The organism is Staphylococcus pseudintermedius, assembly GCF_034042775.1.
In the GTDB taxonomy this organism is placed as follows: Bacteria; Bacillota; Bacilli; order Staphylococcales; family Staphylococcaceae; genus Staphylococcus; species Staphylococcus pseudintermedius.
Genome location: NZ_CP120150.1, coordinates 1,576,987 through 1,594,872, shown reverse-complemented (window position 1 = coordinate 1,594,872; position 17,886 = coordinate 1,576,987). Strand labels below are relative to the sequence as shown.

General features: G+C 38.6%; 17 protein-coding genes and 1 pseudogene. 16 read left to right on the top strand and 2 right to left on the bottom strand.

Annotation, left to right across the window (positions count from 1 at the left end; genetic code table 11):
• The first annotated feature begins 26 nt into the window (after window positions 1-26).
• The 16 genes and pseudogenes from fapR to rplS all read left to right on the top strand — a co-directional run bounded on the left by fapR (window position 27) and on the right by rplS (window position 16,144).
• Complete coding sequence (gene fapR, locus P3U61_RS07545; RefSeq protein WP_026066989.1) at window positions 27-587, top strand: transcription factor FapR; 561 nt, start codon at window positions 27-29, stop codon at window positions 585-587.
• Window position 588: 1 nt separating this feature from the next.
• Complete coding sequence (gene plsX, locus P3U61_RS07540) at window positions 589-1,575, top strand: phosphate acyltransferase PlsX (RefSeq protein WP_063284328.1); 987 nt, start codon at window positions 589-591, stop codon at window positions 1,573-1,575.
• Entirely contained in the window at window positions 1,568-2,494 is a 927-nt protein-coding gene (fabD, locus tag P3U61_RS07535) for an ACP S-malonyltransferase (RefSeq protein ID WP_063284329.1), read from the top strand. Before plsX ends, fabD begins: the two co-directional genes overlap by 8 nt.
• Window positions 2,487-3,224 carry a 3-oxoacyl-[acyl-carrier-protein] reductase gene (fabG, locus tag P3U61_RS07530; protein WP_014614124.1) on the top strand — a complete coding sequence of 246 codons (738 nt, stop codon included), beginning with the start codon at window positions 2,487-2,489 and terminating at the stop codon, window positions 3,222-3,224. Before fabD ends, fabG begins: the two co-directional genes overlap by 8 nt.
• A 228-nt stretch (window positions 3,225-3,452) precedes the next feature.
• Window positions 3,453-3,686 carry an acyl carrier protein gene (locus P3U61_RS07525; protein ID WP_014614123.1) on the top strand — a complete coding sequence of 78 codons (234 nt, stop codon included), beginning with the start codon at window positions 3,453-3,455 and terminating at the stop codon, window positions 3,684-3,686.
• A gap of 897 nt (window positions 3,687-4,583) precedes the next feature.
• Window positions 4,584-5,315, top strand: a complete 732-nt coding sequence (gene rnc, locus P3U61_RS07520) for a ribonuclease III (protein WP_063284330.1) — start codon at window positions 4,584-4,586, stop codon at window positions 5,313-5,315.
• A gap of 3 nt (window positions 5,316-5,318) precedes the next feature.
• The gene (gene smc / locus P3U61_RS07515) at window positions 5,319-8,891 is read left to right on the top strand and encodes a chromosome segregation protein SMC (protein WP_063284331.1); all 3,573 of its coding nucleotides are present in this window, start codon (window positions 5,319-5,321) and stop codon (window positions 8,889-8,891) included.
• A gap of 1 nt (window position 8,892) precedes the next feature.
• Window positions 8,893-10,092, top strand: a complete 1,200-nt coding sequence (gene ftsY / locus P3U61_RS07510) for a signal recognition particle-docking protein FtsY (protein ID WP_063278821.1) — start codon at window positions 8,893-8,895, stop codon at window positions 10,090-10,092.
• A gap of 3 nt (window positions 10,093-10,095) precedes the next feature.
• A complete protein-coding gene (locus tag P3U61_RS07505) occupies window positions 10,096-10,431 on the top strand; it encodes a putative DNA-binding protein (RefSeq protein ID WP_014614119.1) in 336 nt (111 codons plus the stop codon).
• A 13-nt stretch (window positions 10,432-10,444) separates the two neighbouring features.
• On the top strand, window positions 10,445-11,812 hold the full coding sequence (gene ffh / locus P3U61_RS07500) for a signal recognition particle protein (RefSeq protein WP_015729019.1): 1,368 nt from the start codon (window positions 10,445-10,447) through the stop codon (window positions 11,810-11,812).
• 821 nt (window positions 11,813-12,633) lie between these two features.
• A pseudogene (locus P3U61_RS07495) lies at window positions 12,634-12,903 on the top strand (hypothetical protein); the annotation flags it as partial.
• A 68-nt stretch (window positions 12,904-12,971) separates the two neighbouring features.
• A complete protein-coding gene (locus tag P3U61_RS07490; protein WP_063284333.1) occupies window positions 12,972-13,643 on the top strand; it encodes a hypothetical protein in 672 nt (223 codons plus the stop codon).
• Between the two features lie 213 nt (window positions 13,644-13,856).
• The gene (gene rpsP, locus P3U61_RS07485; protein ID WP_014614106.1) at window positions 13,857-14,132 is read left to right on the top strand and encodes a 30S ribosomal protein S16; all 276 of its coding nucleotides are present in this window, start codon (window positions 13,857-13,859) and stop codon (window positions 14,130-14,132) included.
• A 322-nt stretch (window positions 14,133-14,454) separates the two neighbouring features.
• Window positions 14,455-14,958: a ribosome maturation factor RimM gene (rimM, locus tag P3U61_RS07480; protein WP_014614105.1), complete on the top strand. Its 504-nt coding sequence runs from the start codon at window positions 14,455-14,457 to the stop codon at window positions 14,956-14,958.
• Window positions 14,955-15,686, top strand: coding sequence for a tRNA (guanosine(37)-N1)-methyltransferase TrmD (gene trmD / locus P3U61_RS07475; RefSeq protein ID WP_014614104.1), 732 nt, complete (start codon window positions 14,955-14,957; stop codon window positions 15,684-15,686). The genes rimM and trmD overlap by 4 nt, the downstream gene beginning before the upstream one ends.
• Before the next feature lie 107 nt (window positions 15,687-15,793).
• A complete protein-coding gene (gene rplS / locus P3U61_RS07470; RefSeq protein WP_014614103.1) occupies window positions 15,794-16,144 on the top strand; it encodes a 50S ribosomal protein L19 in 351 nt (116 codons plus the stop codon).
• A gap of 267 nt (window positions 16,145-16,411) precedes the next feature.
• Here rplS and P3U61_RS07465 read toward each other — a convergent pair whose 3' ends face one another.
• Together P3U61_RS07465 and P3U61_RS07460 are read right to left on the bottom strand one after the other, a co-directional pair.
• Window positions 16,412-16,549, bottom strand: coding sequence for a beta-class phenol-soluble modulin (locus P3U61_RS07465; protein ID WP_014614102.1), 138 nt, complete (start codon window positions 16,547-16,549; stop codon window positions 16,412-16,414).
• Between the two features lie 704 nt (window positions 16,550-17,253).
• Window positions 17,254-17,886 carry a hypothetical protein gene (locus P3U61_RS07460; RefSeq protein WP_063284334.1) on the bottom strand — a complete coding sequence of 211 codons (633 nt, stop codon included), beginning with the start codon at window positions 17,884-17,886 and terminating at the stop codon, window positions 17,254-17,256.

The window sequence follows — 17,886 nt, the reverse complement described above, 5'->3', positions numbered from 1 at the left end:
TGGTACTAAATTTGGGTGGCGATGATGTGAAAAAGACGAAAGATGAAAGACGGACACTTATTGAAACTACCATCCAGCAAAATCCATTTATCACTGATCAAGCTTTGAGTGACATGTTTGAAGTGAGCATACAGACGATACGCCTTGATCGAAGCCAGTTACAAATTCCTGAACTTCGAGAACGCGTGAAAAATGTAGCAAAAGATCAATATCAAAATATTAGTGCCCTTGAAGATCAAGACATTATAGGTGATATCGTGTCACTAGAACCTAATTTATCTGGGAAGTCAATTATGACGATTTCAAAAAAAGATGTCTTTACGCGAAATGCGATTGCACGTGGACATGTGTTGTTTGCACAAGCGAATTCATTATGTGTCGCGATTGTGAAACACGCATCCGTACTGACGAAAGAAAGTCACATCCACTTTGTCAAACCTGTACAATTGGGTGATGTCGTTGTTGCAGAAGCGGAAGTCCAATTTCATGATGATAAATATTATGAAATGAGTGTGACGTCATTCGTTGCGCAAGAAAAAGTCTTTGAAGGCCTATTTAAAATGTATTACATAAGCGAGGATGAATAAGATGGTAAAACTAGCTGTAGATATGATGGGTGGCGACGATGCCCCTCACATCGTACTTGAAGCTGTTGAAAAAGCGGTACAAGATTTCGATGATTTGGAGATTATTCTTTTCGGTGATGAAAAGCAATGTCATTTGAACCATCCAAGAGTTGAAATACATCATACAACTGAAGAGATTTCAATGGAAGATGAGCCAGTGCGTGCCATTAAACGCAAAAAAGACAGCTCTATGGTCCGTATGGCGGAAGCAGTGAAAAATGGAGAAGCAGACGGATGTGTCTCAGCAGGTAACACAGGCGCACTCATGTCGGCAGGCCTCTTTATTGTAGGGCGTTTGCCAGGGGTGGCGCGACCAGCGTTAGTCGTTACTTTGCCGACGGTGAGCGGTAAAGGTGTCGTATTTTTAGACGTCGGTGCAAATGCTGATGCGAAAGCGGATCATTTGTATCAAAATGCGGTACTCGGTCATATTTATGCGCAAAAGTTAAGAGATATTGCAGAACCGAGAGTGGCATTATTGAATATTGGGACAGAAGATAAAAAAGGGAATAGCTTAACAAAAGAAGCATTTCGTTTAATGTCTGAAACAGACCAATTCAAATTTACCGGCAATATTGAAGCAAAATCGATTATGGAAGATGAAGCTGACGTAATTGTGACAGATGGTTTTACAGGTAATATCGTATTGAAAAACCTAGAAGGCACTGCCAAATCATTCGGTAAAATTTTGAAAAATGATTTGTTATCGAGCCTTAAGAATAAATTAGCAGCACTCGTCTTAAAAAATGACATTAAACGTATCGCGAAACAGTTGGACTATTCCGAATATGGCGGTTCAGTGTTGTTAGGATTGGACGGTATCGTGGTCAAAGCGCACGGCAGTTCAAATGCAAAGGCGTTTTATTCAGCGATTCGTCAAGCGAAAATTGCGGGTGAAACGAAAATTGTTGAAAATATGAGAGCAAAGGTAGGCGACACTGATGAGTAAAACTGTGTTGATGTTCCCTGGACAAGGGGCACAAAAGGTAGGGATGGCACAAGACTTGTATCAACAAGATGAAGCGGCGACGAAAATTTTAGAAGCAGCCGCTGAACACATGCCATTTAATTTACTTGAGACGATGTTTGAAGATCCCAATCAAGTGTTAGGGCAAACTGAAAATACACAACCTGCACTGTTAACACATAGCATTGCACTTTATGCTGCGATGGGTCAATCGACTGCTGATTACACGATTGGTCACAGTTTAGGCGAATACTCAAGCCTTGTGATGAGCGGTGTTTTAAAGTTTGAAGATGCCGTACAAATCGTTCGTAAACGTGGCGAATTGATGGCACAAGCATTTCCAAATGGTGTTGGTGGTATGGCTGCAGTATTAGGTTTATCATTTGATGAAGTGAAAGCCATTTGCGATCAAATCTCAACAGAAGATGCTATCGTCGAGCCTGCGAATATTAATGCACCAGGACAAATCGTTGTGTCAGGTCATAAAGTTGCTGTGGATCGTTTAGTGAGTGAAGGTAAATCACTTGGTGCGAAAAGAGTGATGTCATTAGACGTTTCAGGACCGTTTCATTCGTCTATGATGCAAGTCATTGAAGATGAATTTAAAACGTATATCAATCAATTTGAGTGGCATGATGCGACAACCCCCGTCGTACAAAATGTTCATGCAAGACCTGAAACAGACGCAGAGACGATTAAACAACAAATGGTGAAACAATTGTATTCGCCGGTGCAATTTATTGATTCTGTTCAATGGTTAATCGATCAAGGTGTGGATCATTTCATTGAAGTCGGTCCGAACAAAGTATTATCAGGTTTAGTTAAAAAAATGAGTAGAGATGTAAAAATAACTTCGATTCAAACGCTCGAAGATGTAAAGGAATGGATTGGAAATGAGTAAAGTTGCATTAGTGACAGGTGCTTCACGTGGAATTGGCCGTAGTATTGCCTTACAACTTGCTGAAGAAGGATACAATGTTGTCGTTAACTACGCGGGTAACCAAGAAAAAGCAGAGGCTGTTGTTGAAGAAATTAAAAATAAAGGTGTCGAAAGTGTTGCTATGCAAGCAAATGTTGCAAATGGTGATGAAGTGAAAGCCATGATTAAAGAAATCGTCAAAACTTTCGGTTCACTTGACGTGCTTGTGAACAACGCAGGTATTACGAGAGACAACTTACTCATGAGAATGAAAGAACATGAGTGGGATGATGTGATTGATACAAACTTAAAAGGTGTCTTTAACTGTATCCAAAAAGCAACGCCACAAATGTTGAAACAACGTGCTGGACGCATTATCAACTTAACAAGTGTTGTTGGTGCAGTTGGGAACCCAGGTCAAATTAACTATGTGGCGTCTAAAGCAGGCGTTATTGGCATGACGAAAACTGCAGCGCGCGAATTGGCATCACGTAACATTACTGTCAACGCTGTTGCGCCAGGCTTTATCGTTTCAGATATGACTGATGCGTTAAACGATGACTTGAAAGAGACGATGAAAACACAAATTCCATTAGGTCGTTTCGGTCAAGATACAGACATCGCGCATACAGTAGCATTTTTAGCTTCAGATAAAGCAGCATATATTACTGGCCAAACGATTCATGTCAATGGTGGCATGCACATGGAATAATCATGACAGCGTATCGATTATGAAATCTTGAGTGAAAACAGAGATTTTTGTTCAACGCACATAAGATGTTAATGAAATGTATGTAGAACGCGGTGAACTTCATTGAAATGGGTTGTATTTAAGTCGATAAAATGGCAAAATATAACAGTCGAGTACTTCAATTCGATAAAAAAACGCGCAACATGCGTTACATAAACAAAGCATTATTTTATAAGGAGGTGAAACAACGTGGAAAACTTCGATAAAGTAAAAGACATCATCGTTGACCGTTTAGGCGTAGACGCTGACAAAGTCACTGAAGATGCATCTTTCAAAGACGATCTAGGCGCTGATTCACTTGATATCGCAGAGTTAGTAATGGAATTAGAAGATGAATTCGGTACTGAAATTCCAGATGAAGAAGCCGAAAAAATCAACACAGTGGGAGACGCTGTTAATTACATTAATACACTTGACAAATAATGATTATCGGAGCTGGGACATTAAGTTTCCTCAGCTCCTTTACTATATTTTGCTGTGTATACCGAGGAATGGGGCTTGGAAAAATTAAGCCTCAAGCCATACATAGATTGCTGATTCATTAATGACTTTAATACGGTCGGAAAATGAGGGTGAATGGGATAAAAATTGATGCTATTGTTTTCTTGACTTCATAAACTTGCCTTCAGTTCACGATATTTGATTTAAGATTGCTCAGAAGGCTGAGACTCCTGAGGGGATGAATCAAAGACTTAAATATGATTTCTGATATTTATTTAGTGGGTACTATTTATCGCAGTAGCTGTCTGACTTCTCAATGCGTTCCCTTTTGAGAAGTCTAGTCAGTCTTTCGGGGGGGGCAGTACGACGAACTCTTTGTTACACATGAGATTTCTGTACTGCTCCCAAAATCCACTAACGCCTCATCAAATGTAATAGTTTAATCAAGCGTGAGTTAGTTGTAGGGCTAGCCCCTAGGAACGCGAAGCCATGAAGGCAATCTAAAGTCATAAATCATAGGAAGGGAAGTTTAACAAAAATATTGCATCAATAGCATCCAATTTTTTATACCCCAATCCTATCCTGATATGAAGTTTAAAGTATGAGAAGTTTTAGTGAATGGATAGGTTTCGGTTTGGATATCACGTATAATGGTAATGGGTATGGATTTTGAAAAGATGGGTCTCACTTTTATTGAACACGATGACAATGTGATGTGCTCACTAAAAGTTTGAGAGCGTATTCAACTATAGCGGTCGTCACAACTTGTAGTATCCCATGTGCGTGTTAACAATGTGATATGCAACTGAGGATGGTCGGATAATCAAATTGAAAATGTCCATGCATCTGATTGAAAGAAATAAAGGAGGAAATGATGGCATGACAAAAGTGCGTAAGGAAACGCTCATCGCTGAGTTTCAAGAGAATTTTGCGAAAAAAATGAAAGCACTGAATTTGACGTATGATAATATGTCACTGTATCAACAAGCTTTTTCACATTCTAGTTTTATTAATGACTTTAACATGGACCGTACTGAACATAATGAACGGTTAGAGTTTTTAGGAGATGCGGTACTTGAATTAACTGTATCGCGTTATTTATTCGATGCATTCCCTAAGTTGCCTGAAGGAGAATTGACGAAAATGCGTGCGAATATCGTTTGTGAACCCTCGCTCGTTGTTTTCGCGCAACATATCAATTTAATGCCGCTTATCTTGCTCGGTAAAGGAGAAGAAAAAACAGGCGGGAGAACACGTCCATCGTTAGTTGCGGATGTCTTTGAAGCATTTGTTGGTGCACTGTATTTAGACCAAGGGCTTGAAGCAGTGTGGCAATTTGCAGAAGCAGTCATTTTCCCACACGTTAAAGGACGCCAACTGATCGGTGTCGTCGATTTTAAAACAAAATTTCAAGAATATGTTCATCAAAACTATTTAGGTGTGATTAAGTACCGGGTTGCAAAAGAAGAGGGACCTGCACACAACAAAACGTTCACCTCCGAAATCTTATTAAATGGGGAAGCCGTCTCTCGAGGTGAAGGTCGTACGAAAAAAGAGTCTGAACAAAAAGCAGCCGAACAAGCATACTTATTGATGGCGCATAAGGAGTAGAATATGGTTTATTTAAAGTCAATTGATGCATACGGATTTAAATCATTTGCGGAAGCCACTCAAATTCAATTTGACAAAGGTGTCACTGCCATCGTTGGGCCAAATGGTAGTGGGAAGAGTAACATTACTGATGCGATTAAATGGGTGCTCGGTGAACAATCCGCGCGTTCATTGCGTGGCAGTAAAATGGAAGACATTATCTTTTCTGGTGCACAGCATCGCAATGCTCAAAACTTTGCTGAAGTGCAGTTGAAACTCGATAATAGCAAGGGTTTGTTGAATTTTGATGCGACAGAAGTTATCGTAACGAGACGCCTTTACCGGAATGGTGACAGTGAATTTTATGTCAATAATGAACGTCGTCGTCTGAAAGATATACATGAGCTCTTTTTAGATTCTGGACTCGGTAAAGAAGCGTTCAGCATTATTTCACAAGGTCGTGTCGATGAAGTGCTCAACGCGAAACCGACTGATCGCCGTCAAATTATTGAAGAGTCTGCAGGAGTATTGAAATATAAAAAGCGCAAAGAAGCATCATTAGAAAAGTTGTCCCATACCGAAGACAATTTAACGCGTGTGGAAGACATTTTGTACGATTTAGAAGGTCGTGTGGAACCGTTAAAAGAAGAAGCGGCGATTGCGAAAGAGTATTTGCAGTTGAGTGACATTTTAAAAGAAAGTGATATTCGTGTAACGGTGCATGACATCGTGTCGCATCAAACGCAAATTGCGGAACATGACACGGCATTGAATGAATTAAAGAGTCAGCAAGCCGATACGCATCATAAAAAGTCGCAAATCTCACATACGATGCAAAAGGCAAAAGGTGAACGTTTTGAAGTCGATCAGCAATTAGAAAAAGTCAACCAACAACTGATTGAAACGACAGAACAAGTGGAGAAGTTGACAGGGCAATATCAATTGATTGAAGAGCGTCAAAAGAATCAATCACAATCTAATGCGCGTATTGAAGAAGAACAAGCGTCTATTGCACAACATCAGCAACAATTAGATCAAGATGTGGCAGAAACTGAAAAAACGCTGAGTCAATTAAAAGAAAAGCGCCAACAATTAAATCAACACATTCAAACGCTCGAAGGACAATTGTATCAGTCTGACGAAACGATGGAAGAAGATGTTGAGACCTTAAAAGATACGTATTATCAATTAATGACTGAACAAGCGGATATTAACAATGACATTCGATTTTTGACGAAAACGATTGAAGAACATAAAGCGAAACAATCTCGTATCGATTCTAGATTGACTGAAGCATATGCGCAGTTAAAAGATGCCCAACAACATATGCACGACATCGAGCAACGTCAACAACAAAAAAAGCGGCAAATGACAAAAATCGAAAATGATTGCAAACAAATTGAGGCATCATTATCAAAAGCGAAATCTGAACAAACCGAGGCAGAATCACAACTGTATCAAGCTTACCGTTACAATGATAAGTTGAAAGCACGCATTGAAACGATGAAAATGAGAGAAGACGATTTGAGTAGCTTTTATCAAGGTGTTAAAGCAGTTTTAAAAGCGAAAGCTCAACAATTACAAGGGATTCATGGTGCAGTAGCACAACAAATCGATGTCCCTTCAAAATATACGAAAGCGATAGAAACGGCTTTAGGTGCGAGCATGCAACATGTCATCGTATCTGATGAAGCAGCAGCCCGTCAAGCGATTCAATTTTTGAAAACGAAAAAGTTAGGACGCGCCACATTTTTACCGTTGAACGTCATTAAAGCAAAAACATTAGACCCACGCGTCGTCCAAACAGCCCAACAAATGACGGGATTTGTGACGCTCGCTAGTGAAGCGGTAAAAGTTGATACGACATACAAAGCGATTATCGACAATTTATTAGGCCGTACTTTAATTGTAGATGGCTTGAAAAATGCGAATGACATGGCCCGCGCGATTCAATATCAAACGCGCATCGTCACATTAGAAGGTGATGTCGTTAATCCAGGTGGTTCAATGACTGGGGGCGGTACACAACAACGTCAAAGCCTACTCGGACAAAAAGATGAACTGCAACAACTGCAAGCCCAGTTAGAGACATATCTCGAAAAGACGAAGCAATTGGAACTGTTTTGTCAAAATCAAAAATCACAACAAGATACGTTGAGTGAACAATATGTCACAGCACAACAAGATTTCAACACGTATAAACAAGCACTTCACGATTTGTCATTAGAACATGATCGTTATCGTGAAATCGAACAACGTTTAAAAAATGAACATGAAGAGTTTGAGTTTGAAAAAAATGATGGGTATCAAAGTGATAAAAGTGAAGCGACATTAAAAGATAAACAAGCGCGCCAAGTTGAAATTGCGGAACAGCTCGAACAAATGGAGCAACAAATTAAAGCAATGACAGAACAGCGCAAAGTGTCTCAAGCACAAGCATCACAATTACAACAACAACTTCATCAATACAAGTCTGATCTCGCTGTCGTTGTTGAACGTATCAAGACACAACAACAACAGCTCAAACGTATGGAAAAAGAACAACAACAAATCGATGCACAACAACAAAAACTAACGGATCAATTGGCATTGATTAATTCAGATGAAGTCAATGACCGTTCGACACTTGAAAAAATTCAAGCACAAATTACAAAATATCAAGACGCTAAAACACGTCATCTCGAACAACAGCGACAATTACGACAACAGCGTCAAGATATTGAAGACTTGATTGAATCGAATGAACAAGCGTTAGAGTCCATTCATCAAAAATTGTTAGAAATTGAAAACCAGTATCAAAATATCAAGTCTGCACAATCAAGGCTAGATGTCCTCATTGATCAAGCGTTGAAACATTTGAATGAAAAATATCATATGACATTCGAACATGCGAAATCGTCTTATTCGTTAGCCGATGCGAATATTGATGCATTACGCCAAAAAGTGAAGCTTACACAAATGTCGATTGATGAATTAGGCCATGTGAATTTGAATGCGATTGAGCAATATGAAGAAGTGTCTGCACGTTATACATTCTTATCGGAGCAACGCAATGATTTAAGAGAAGCCAAAGCGACGTTAGAACAAATTATTCAAGAAATGGACGCAGAAGTGGCGGAACGTTTCAGTACGACATTCCATGCGATCCAAGACCACTTTGCGAGCGTGTTCAAAAATTTATTCGGTGGCGGTCAAGCGGAACTCATATTGACAGAAAAAGATTACTTAACAGCTGGTGTTGATATTAAAGTCCAACCCCCAGGTAAAAAACTACAGCACTTGTCGTTATTAAGTGGAGGCGAACGTGCGTTAAGTGCCATCGCCTTACTGTTTGCGATATTGAAAGTAAGGTCCGCACCGTTTGTTATATTGGATGAGGTCGAAGCAGCACTGGATGAGGCGAACGTCGTTCGATATGCGACATACTTGAAAACATTGTCGAAAGAGACGCAATTCATTGTCATTACCCACCGTAAAGGTACAATGGAAATGTGTGATTGTCTTTACGGCGTGACCATGCAAGAAATGGGCGTGTCACGACTCGTAAGTGTGAATTTAAATACGATAGATGAAGTATTGAAGGAGGAACAAGCATAATATGAGCTTTTTTAAACGATTAAAGGATAAATTTGCGAAACCTGATAATGAACAACAACTCAAACAAGATTTGCAACAAGATGCCGTTGAACACCAGGAACCTGAACGCACACAACATACTGCTCCTAGTGAAACTGTCCATCAAGACAATGATTTAACTTCGGTTGAAGATGAATTTGATGATGGCTTGATGTCGATTGAGGAATTTGAAGAGCTCGAATCACAAAAAATTGGTGCGAAATTCCGTGAAGGACTCGAAAAATCACGTGAAAACTTCCAAAATCAATTAAACAATTTATTAGCACATTATCGTAAAGTCGACGAAGATTTCTTTGAAGCATTAGAAGAAATGTTAATCCAAGCCGACGTCGGTTTCAATACAGTGATGGAACTGGTCGATGAATTACGCATGGAAGCAAAACGTCGCAATATTACTGAAACAGAAGATTTGCGTGAAGCAATCGTCGAAAAAATTGTAGAAATTTATCAACAAGACGATGAAAAGTCAGAAGAGATGAATATTGAAGACGGCCGCTTGAATGTCATTTTAATGGTGGGTGTGAATGGTGTTGGTAAAACGACAACTATCGGTAAACTTGCACACCGCTATCAAGCACAAGGTAAAAAAGTGATGTTAGCTGCTGGAGATACATTCCGTGCAGGTGCGATTGAGCAACTTGAAGTATGGGGGCAACGTGTTGGTGTTGATGTCATTCGCCAAGGTGAAGGTTCTGACCCAGCCGCTGTCATGTACGATGCGATCAACGCTGCGAAAAATAAAGGTGTCGACATTTTAATTTGTGATACAGCGGGTCGTTTACAAAATAAACAAAACTTAATGAACGAACTTGAAAAAGTGAAACGTGTCATTAGCCGTTCAGTACCTGATGCACCTCACGAAGTATTACTGGCACTCGACGCGACAACAGGACAAAATGCATTGGCACAAGCGAAAGCATTTAAAGAAGTGACAGACGTGACAGGTATCGTCTTAACGAAACTTGATGGAACAGCTAAAGGCGGTATCGTCCTCGCCATCCGAAATGAATTGCACATTCCAGTGAAATACGTTGGCTTAGGTGAAAAACTGGATGACTTACAACCGTTCAACGCAGAAAGTTATGTTTACGGTTTATTTGCAGATATGATTGAACAAAATGTACCAGAAGTAGCGGAAAATCAACCTGAAAATGAGGGATAGACGATGCACCATGACGATGATTTAATTAAAACCGTCCGAATGAATTATCTTTTTGACTTTTATCAGTCACTACTCACTGAAAAGCAGCGTAACTATTTACGTCTTTTTTACTTAGAAGACTATGCGCTCAGTGAAATTGCAGAGACATTTGAAGTGAGTCGTCAAGCGGTGTATGATAACATAAGAAGAACTGGTGATTTAGTAGAGGATTACGAACAAAAGTTAGGACTTTATCGCCGTTTTACCCGTAGACAAGAGATTTTTCAACAAATACGAAACCATATTCATGAACCAGAACACATTCAACAATATATCCAAGAACTTGAAGAACTAGAATAAGGAGGGTCACTTTATGGCTTTTGAAGGATTATCCGATCGACTGCAAGCAACAATGCAGAAAATAAAAGGTAAAGGTAAAGTGACTGAAGCTGATATCAAAGCAATGATGCGTGAAGTACGTCTTGCTTTACTGGAAGCGGACGTTAACTTTAAAGTCGTTAAAAACTTTGTCAACACAGTCTCAGAACGTGCATTAGGATCTGATGTGATGAAGTCATTAACACCAGGGCAACAAGTCATCAAAATCGTACAAGAAGAACTGACAACATTAATGGGTGGCGACAACACGTCGATTACGATGGCGAAAAAACCGCCTACCGTTGTCATGATGGTCGGCTTGCAAGGTGCTGGTAAAACGACAACAGCAGGGAAACTTGCATTGCTCATGCGCAAAAAGTATAACAAAAAGCCGTTACTCGTAGCAGGTGACATCTACCGTCCAGCAGCGATTAACCAATTACAAACAGTTGGGAAACAAATTGACATCCCTGTATATAGCGAAGGCGATCAAGTGCCACCACAACAAATCGTCCAAAACGCGTTACAACATGCCAAAGCTGAACATTTAGACTTTGTCATTATCGATACAGCAGGTCGTTTACACATTGACGAAGCATTGATGAACGAATTACAAGAAGTCAAAGAAATTTCGAAGCCTGACGAAATCATGCTCGTGGTTGATGCGATGACAGGTCAAGATGCAGTCAATGTTGCAGAATCGTTTGACCAACAGCTCGACGTCACAGGTGTGACATTAACGAAATTAGATGGGGACACACGTGGGGGTGCAGCACTTTCTATCCGTGCCGTCACAGAAAAACCTATTAAATTTGTAGGTATGAGTGAAAAGTTAGATGGTTTAGAGTTGTTCCACCCAGAACGTATGGCATCACGTATTTTAGGTATGGGTGATGTATTGAGTCTGATCGAAAAAGCACAACAAGATGTCGATGAAGAAAAAGCAAGAGATTTAGAGAAAAAAATGCGTACTTCTTCATTTACATTAGAAGACTTTTTAGAACAACTCGATCAAGTGAAAAATCTTGGACCCCTAGACGACATTATGAAAATGATCCCAGGTATGAACAAGATGAAAGGGCTCGACAAACTCAATATGAGCGACAAACAAATTGATCATATTAAGGCGATTATTCAATCCATGACACCTGAAGAACGCGAAAACCCAGATAAATTGAATGTTTCAAGAAAACGTCGTATTGCGGCAGGTTCAGGGCGCACATTGCAAGAAGTAAACCGTTTATTGAAGCAGTTTAATGATATGAAGAAGATGATGAAGCAGTTTACAGGTGGCGGTAAAGGTAAAAAAGGTAAGCAAGCGCAATTGCAAAATATGTTAAAAGGTATGAATTTGCCATTTTAATTTTTAAGAACACTGGGATGTGTGAAGCATCGCAGTGTTTTTTTGAAAGTTTATGAAGATAATTGAGCTTAAAAGTATGCTTCCTTCTGAGCTGTTAACACGTACCAAACGAGAGCTCAATACTCAAATACCTGTAATTAAGTATATGTTTGACCCACCACGCCTCTAATCGATGCGTTTTTTTGTTCAAAAATTAGAGTTGTCCAAATGGAAAAACATCTTTTGCTCTAACTATCTTGTTTTTGATCTACTGCTAACCGACCTGTACCCTAAATAAATGTGATAGTTTTATCTTCTATTATCCCTTTGTAATGTAAATAAGAACCCTTTATAAATCTCTAAAGCATCATGATTGAACATTTAAATGGCGTTATAATGATTTCTTTTCATTATAAGAAGACAATGAATAATGGCAGTTTTATGGCTAGTTACACCTCTCAAAGTGTGTAAAAATAATGCAGCGCTGAAAAAATACAGTTACATTTATGCGATGAAACTAAAATAAGACTCCATAGCCTTTGGTTGTAACTGAAATTTTTTCCTGCGTCACTTATATATTTTTTTAAAACAAGAACATGCTCCCTATATTATATCAATAGGGCTTATTCTAAATAGCAATGAAGAATCGTTCAGCAATTAATAAGGTTGTAAATACACATGTTACCGAAATGTTCTAAAACCCATCAAAAACACTTTAAACAATCTTGAAACACAATATATCGTTTTCTAATGAGTAAAGCACGAATAAATATAAAAATCCCACCACACAAATGCATAATATATTATAATAAGTTGTAAGAGAAACAAAGGTAGGGGATCTTATGGTTTACCAAAGTGAATTCGCATTAGAAAAAGAAATGATGGCACAATTAAAATCTAATGGCTATGAATCTGTGACCATTCGAAATGAACAGCAGCTATTGGATAATTTTCGTCAAATTTTAAATGAACGCCATGCAGATAAATTAGAAGGCAAGCCACTGTCAGATAAAGAGTTTCAACGCTTACTAACGATGATTAATGGTAAAGGTATTTTTGAAAGTGCGCGTATTTTACGTGATAAATTGCCGTTGAAACGTGATGATGAGTCTAATGAAGAAAAAGTGTGTCATTGATTGAGGGAATCAATGTCGTAGGGTGAAGTAAGGGGGAATGTCTAATGGTGGAAGATATTGCGTCTCAATTGCAAAGTGTTTTACATGAGGGTGAGTGGATGTTGTCGCTAACGCAGTCTGATTCCAATGGTTCGATTTATGTGTTGTTTCGAAAGGGTGCTTTTGCGTATATACCGATTCGTATTAGCAACCATAAAAATCATTCGTATTTCTCCAATAAAACTTTTTATACGACAATGGAAGAAGCAGTTTTACTCGGTCAAATCAGAACGCATTTGGATCATAGTGATTGGTATATATTTAAATATGAAGACTACTTCACACTTAAGATTTTAACGAAGCTCACTATGAAAAATTTAAGGATTTACGTTGATAACTCAATGGGGATATACGATGGCGCGCTGATGGGCTTGTTGTTCTATCAAATTCGATATTTTAATCGAAACCATAAAGAGATGAATACGGTGTCAGAATCGTTTCAAAAATATTTGAGGCGGTTGTTTGCGGCAGGACTGTTGAATGGTTATAGACAAGCGAACAATGATTTGTCTGTATATGTGACGCAAATGGGGAAATCCATGCTTACAGAGTATTGGCACGTCTATCAGGAGCGTTATCTCACTGATATAAAAAAGATTGATTATCGGTATGTTGAAGTGCCTATGGATGAAATTTTATATACAATTGATGACGACCATAAGATTATACAAGCGTGATGAACGTATGATGTCATTGTGAGACGGATGATTGTATGAACGGTACAAAGTCAATGGGATATAGAAAATGTTTGTGTCCCATCTACATATTTAGCACAGTGCGACAGAAATTTTAAAATGGTAAAGTATTTTCTCTTTACAAAACCATGAGTTCCTGTTATTATAATTTCTTGTAGATAACAAAACTTATGACATTAAAGGAGAGAATTATAAATGGCAGTTAAAATTCGTTTAACACGTTTAGGTTCAAAAAGAAACCCATTCTATCGTATCGTAGTAGCAGACGCGCGTTCACCACGTGACGGTCGTATCATCGAACAAATCGGTACATACAACCCAGCAGCGGTAAATGCACCGGAAGTTAAAATCGATGCAGAATTAGCACTTAAATGGTTAAAAGACGGTGCAAAACCAACAGATACAGTTCACAACCTTTTATCACGTGAAGGTATTTTAAAAACTTTTGACGAACAGAAAAAAGCAAAATAATGTAAGCGTATCAACAGGGAAGGGATAGACACCTTTCCTATTTGATTTTAGGCGTTAACGTTTGTTGACGTCGCGGTGATTCAAGCGGATAGGGCATGACAGGGTCGATAAGCATAGTCGTGCAAGAAGTGACTGACTTTAAAACAGTAAATTTCAAGTTTTAAAAATCGAGTCGCCTTTCTAGAGTTCAAGTTGAGAGATGCTTTGAAACTCTAGATAAATGGAATCACCAATCATGAGGTGAGACGAGAAGTGACTTGATGAGAGGTGCTTCGGTCTCATCTCTTTTTTGTATAAATAGTGATAATAGGAGGCTCCCGATATGAAAGTAGAAGTGGGTAAAATTGTGAACACACACGGGATCAAAGGCGAAGTCAAAGTTCAGTCTCATTCGGACTTTACAGAGATTCGCTTTCAACCTGGCGAAGTGTTACAAGCAGAATATCAAGGTCAAACGCTCCTTTTAACGGTGAAGTCCCATCGTATGCATAAAGGATTACATATGTTAACGTTTGAAGGTTATACGAATATTAATGACATCGAACATTTGAAAGGGACACATCTCTATCAAGAGCGTGATCATGAAGCGATTGAATTAGATGAACATGAATTTTATTACTCAGACATTATCGGGTGTACGGTGTTTGACGGTGATCGTCCGATTGGTCGCGTCACGGAAATTTTTGAAACAGGTGCGAATGATGTGTGGGTCGTGAAAGGTGACAAAGAACATCTCATTCCATACATTGCAGATGTTGTGAAAGAAGTCGACATTGAAGGACGTCGTATCGTCATTACACCGTTAGAAGGGTTGTTAAACGAATGAAAATCGATTACTTAACGCTCTTCCCAGAAATGTTTGAAGGTGTGCTCAATCAGTCTATTTTAAAACGTGCAAGAGAAAATGAGGCATTAACGACGCGATTGATTAATTTTCGTGATTATGCCAACAATAAACACAATCAAGTCGATGATTATCCTTACGGTGGCGGACAAGGCATGGTATTGAAGCCAGAACCGATTTTTAATGCGATGGCAGATTTGGAAGTTTCAGATGACACACGCGTGATTTTGATGACGCCACAAGGACAACCGTTCAATCAAAAGTTGGCGGAATCTCTTGCTGAAGCGGAACATCTCGTTTTTATTTGCGGCCATTATGAAGGCTATGATGAACGGATTCGCGAACATTTAGTTACAGATGAAATTTCTGTCGGCGATTATGTGCTGACAGGGGGCGAGTTGCCTGCGATGGTCATGACAGATGCGATTGTGCGTCTCATCCCGGGTGTACTAGGGAATCAAGTGTCGCATGAAGATGATTCATTTTCGAGCGGCTTATTAGAATATCCACAATATACGCGTCCTAGTGATTATGAGGGGATGACGGTACCTGCTGTGCTATTGTCTGGAGATCATGCGAAAATTGCACAATGGCGTCATGAGCAATCATTGACACGTACTTGGTTGAAACGTCCTGATTTATTGGACCATTATCCATTGACAGACCAAGACCAGAAATTTATTCAAACGTTAAAAAGAACATTGAAATAAGACCGAATGTATGCTAGTATATTTTAAGTGTGGAAACACGAATATCACTATGATCCGCTGCTATATATTGTCGAGGCAAGAACATAGGTTGAAGGAGAGAATTAATCATGACAAATCACAAATTAATTGAAGCAGTAACAAAATCACAATTACGTGACGATATCCCATCATTCCGTCCTGGTGACACTTTACGTGTACACGTACGTATCATCGAGGGTACTCGTGAGCGTATCCAAGTATTCGAAGGTGTTGTCATCAAACGTCGTGGTGGCGGTATTTCTGAAACATTCACTGTTCGTAAAATCTCATCAGGTGTAGGTGTTGAACGTACGTTCCCATTACACACACCAAAAATCGAGAAAATCGAAGTGAAACGTCGCGGTAAAGTACGTCGTGCGAAACTTTATTACTTACGTAGCCTTCGTGGTAAAGCTGCACGTATCCAAGAAATTCGTTAATTCGAGTCTTAAGGACACGCATATCAAACAGGGTTGGGACAATTCAGTGTCTCAACCCTGTTTGATTGATGTAACGATTTAATTGCAATGCATTATCGTTGTTTGAGGACTGTGATCAGGGCTAGGATATTTATTCACCCTAGCCCCCAAATGTGATTGAATCAGAAGTTACAGTTCATATCTCTGGTGTGTGTTTGCATTTTATGCTTTTCATTTTCCAAGTTCTCCAGTGGGCGTGATTAGGAGATTTTTCTATAGTTTGCATTCCTAACCCAAACCGAATAATTTTGCGATTAATTCGACACCGTGCTGTACTGTAGCGACAATCGCAGCACCCATGTTCACCCAGTCGTGCTGAATGGCAGAAGTTACAATGTTTGTGATTGACTCAAACAAATCACCCATTCGAAACACCTCCTTTTATTGTATAACTTTATTTTAAATCCTCTTATACATAAATTTATGATTATTTCATAGTTAGAAATATAATATGCTTAAATGCAAATCATTTTATATAAAAATACGTTAAGGCATGCCTAAATGTCGAAAATGAAGACGATATAGAGTGCATAACTGAATGCGATGAATAGCGTTTTCGGGGGAAGTAGAAGTAATTGATATTCTTTAATAAGTTGAAAATGAATAGAGCATACATTTCAATAAACATATTAAGTCATTCTATTTTTGTAATATAGAATGTTTCCCAAAGTCCATAAAGATTTTCATGTACATCTGTATGAATGTAAAACTAAACCTTATTTTAAAACAGCACAATTCGATTTTATGTGTAAAGTTTAGGAAGAATACGCTAAAGAAGGAACACAAGTTAGTTTGTTTACTTTTGTTTTACAATATAGCCATCATCCAACATTCGACGAAGAAATAAGAAAAATTCCTAATCACTTTGAAATAAAAACATTAGAGAGTTTAAAACAGTGTCATTAATGCCGCTATTTTAGATAAAATAATAACTCAAGTTTTTATGAATCCCCTCATTTTGGTTTTGAGGGGGTTTTTCTTATTTTGAATATGCGATTGATTAATGTGAAAAGCGGAGTATAATGATAAAGCTCGTATTCCTCCACTTTAATCTTTATTCCAAAATCCATTTACTTCTTTTCTTTATGACTTTCTGCAAGCCCCATATACGTTAATTCGATAAACCGTCTATATTTCGCGATAAAGGCCTCATCAAATAAAACGCCACTATTTCTTTTAATATCCATGGCTGTGTCATAAATGTTAGCTATAATTTCGCTCGGGCGGTGATGGTCTTTCGCATAATCCATCGTAAGGAAAAGATAAGCGTTGTACAAATTTTCAATCGTTTTGAAGTAGCCGTACTTTGCGATCGATTGACACGTGAATGCAGGTGTATGCACAAGATTAAAATAATAATCATACGGCGTCATTTCATTTTCTAACATCGGGTTCGGGTCGATATTCACACGATTCCTTAAATCTTCCCCGTATTCACGAATTTGTTCATGTTCAGAACCTTCCATCTGAGATTCCAACTGTTTCATATTTGAAAATAAGACACTCACTTTACCTGCACTACTTTCATAATCAACGCCACTCACTCGCGTCAGCATTTTTGAAATATCTTTTCTAAAAATAATGATAACGATTAAAATGAGCCAAGGAAAATTAAAATGTTCATATAAGGATGTTAAAAAATGAGAGAGCCCACTTAAACTTTGAAGTAAAAAATCTAGAAAAACATTTTCAGTGTGGTTCAA

Bases quoted from the DNA above. Each gene is read 5' to 3' on its own strand.
- plsX (WP_063284328.1), top strand. From the start codon at position 589: ATGGTAAAACTAGCTGTAGATATGATGGGTGGCGACGATGCCCCTCAC.
- fabD (WP_063284329.1), top strand. From the start codon at position 1,568: ATGAGTAAAACTGTGTTGATGTTCCCTGGACAAGGGGCACAAAAGGTA.
- fabG (WP_014614124.1), top strand. From the start codon at position 2,487: ATGAGTAAAGTTGCATTAGTGACAGGTGCTTCACGTGGAATTGGCCGT.
- rnc (WP_063284330.1), top strand. From the start codon at position 4,584: ATGACAAAAGTGCGTAAGGAAACGCTCATCGCTGAGTTTCAAGAGAAT.
- smc (WP_063284331.1), top strand. From the start codon at position 5,319: ATGGTTTATTTAAAGTCAATTGATGCATACGGATTTAAATCATTTGCG.
- ftsY (WP_063278821.1), top strand. From the start codon at position 8,893: ATGAGCTTTTTTAAACGATTAAAGGATAAATTTGCGAAACCTGATAAT.
- P3U61_RS07505 (WP_014614119.1), top strand. From the start codon at position 10,096: ATGCACCATGACGATGATTTAATTAAAACCGTCCGAATGAATTATCTT.
- ffh (WP_015729019.1), top strand. From the start codon at position 10,445: ATGGCTTTTGAAGGATTATCCGATCGACTGCAAGCAACAATGCAGAAA.
- P3U61_RS07490 (WP_063284333.1), top strand. From the start codon at position 12,972: ATGGTGGAAGATATTGCGTCTCAATTGCAAAGTGTTTTACATGAGGGT.
- rpsP (WP_014614106.1), top strand. From the start codon at position 13,857: ATGGCAGTTAAAATTCGTTTAACACGTTTAGGTTCAAAAAGAAACCCA.
- rimM (WP_014614105.1), top strand. From the start codon at position 14,455: ATGAAAGTAGAAGTGGGTAAAATTGTGAACACACACGGGATCAAAGGC.
- trmD (WP_014614104.1), top strand. From the start codon at position 14,955: ATGAAAATCGATTACTTAACGCTCTTCCCAGAAATGTTTGAAGGTGTG.
- rplS (WP_014614103.1), top strand. From the start codon at position 15,794: ATGACAAATCACAAATTAATTGAAGCAGTAACAAAATCACAATTACGT.
- P3U61_RS07465 (WP_014614102.1), bottom strand. From the start codon at position 16,549: ATGGGTGATTTGTTTGAGTCAATCACAAACATTGTAACTTCTGCCATT.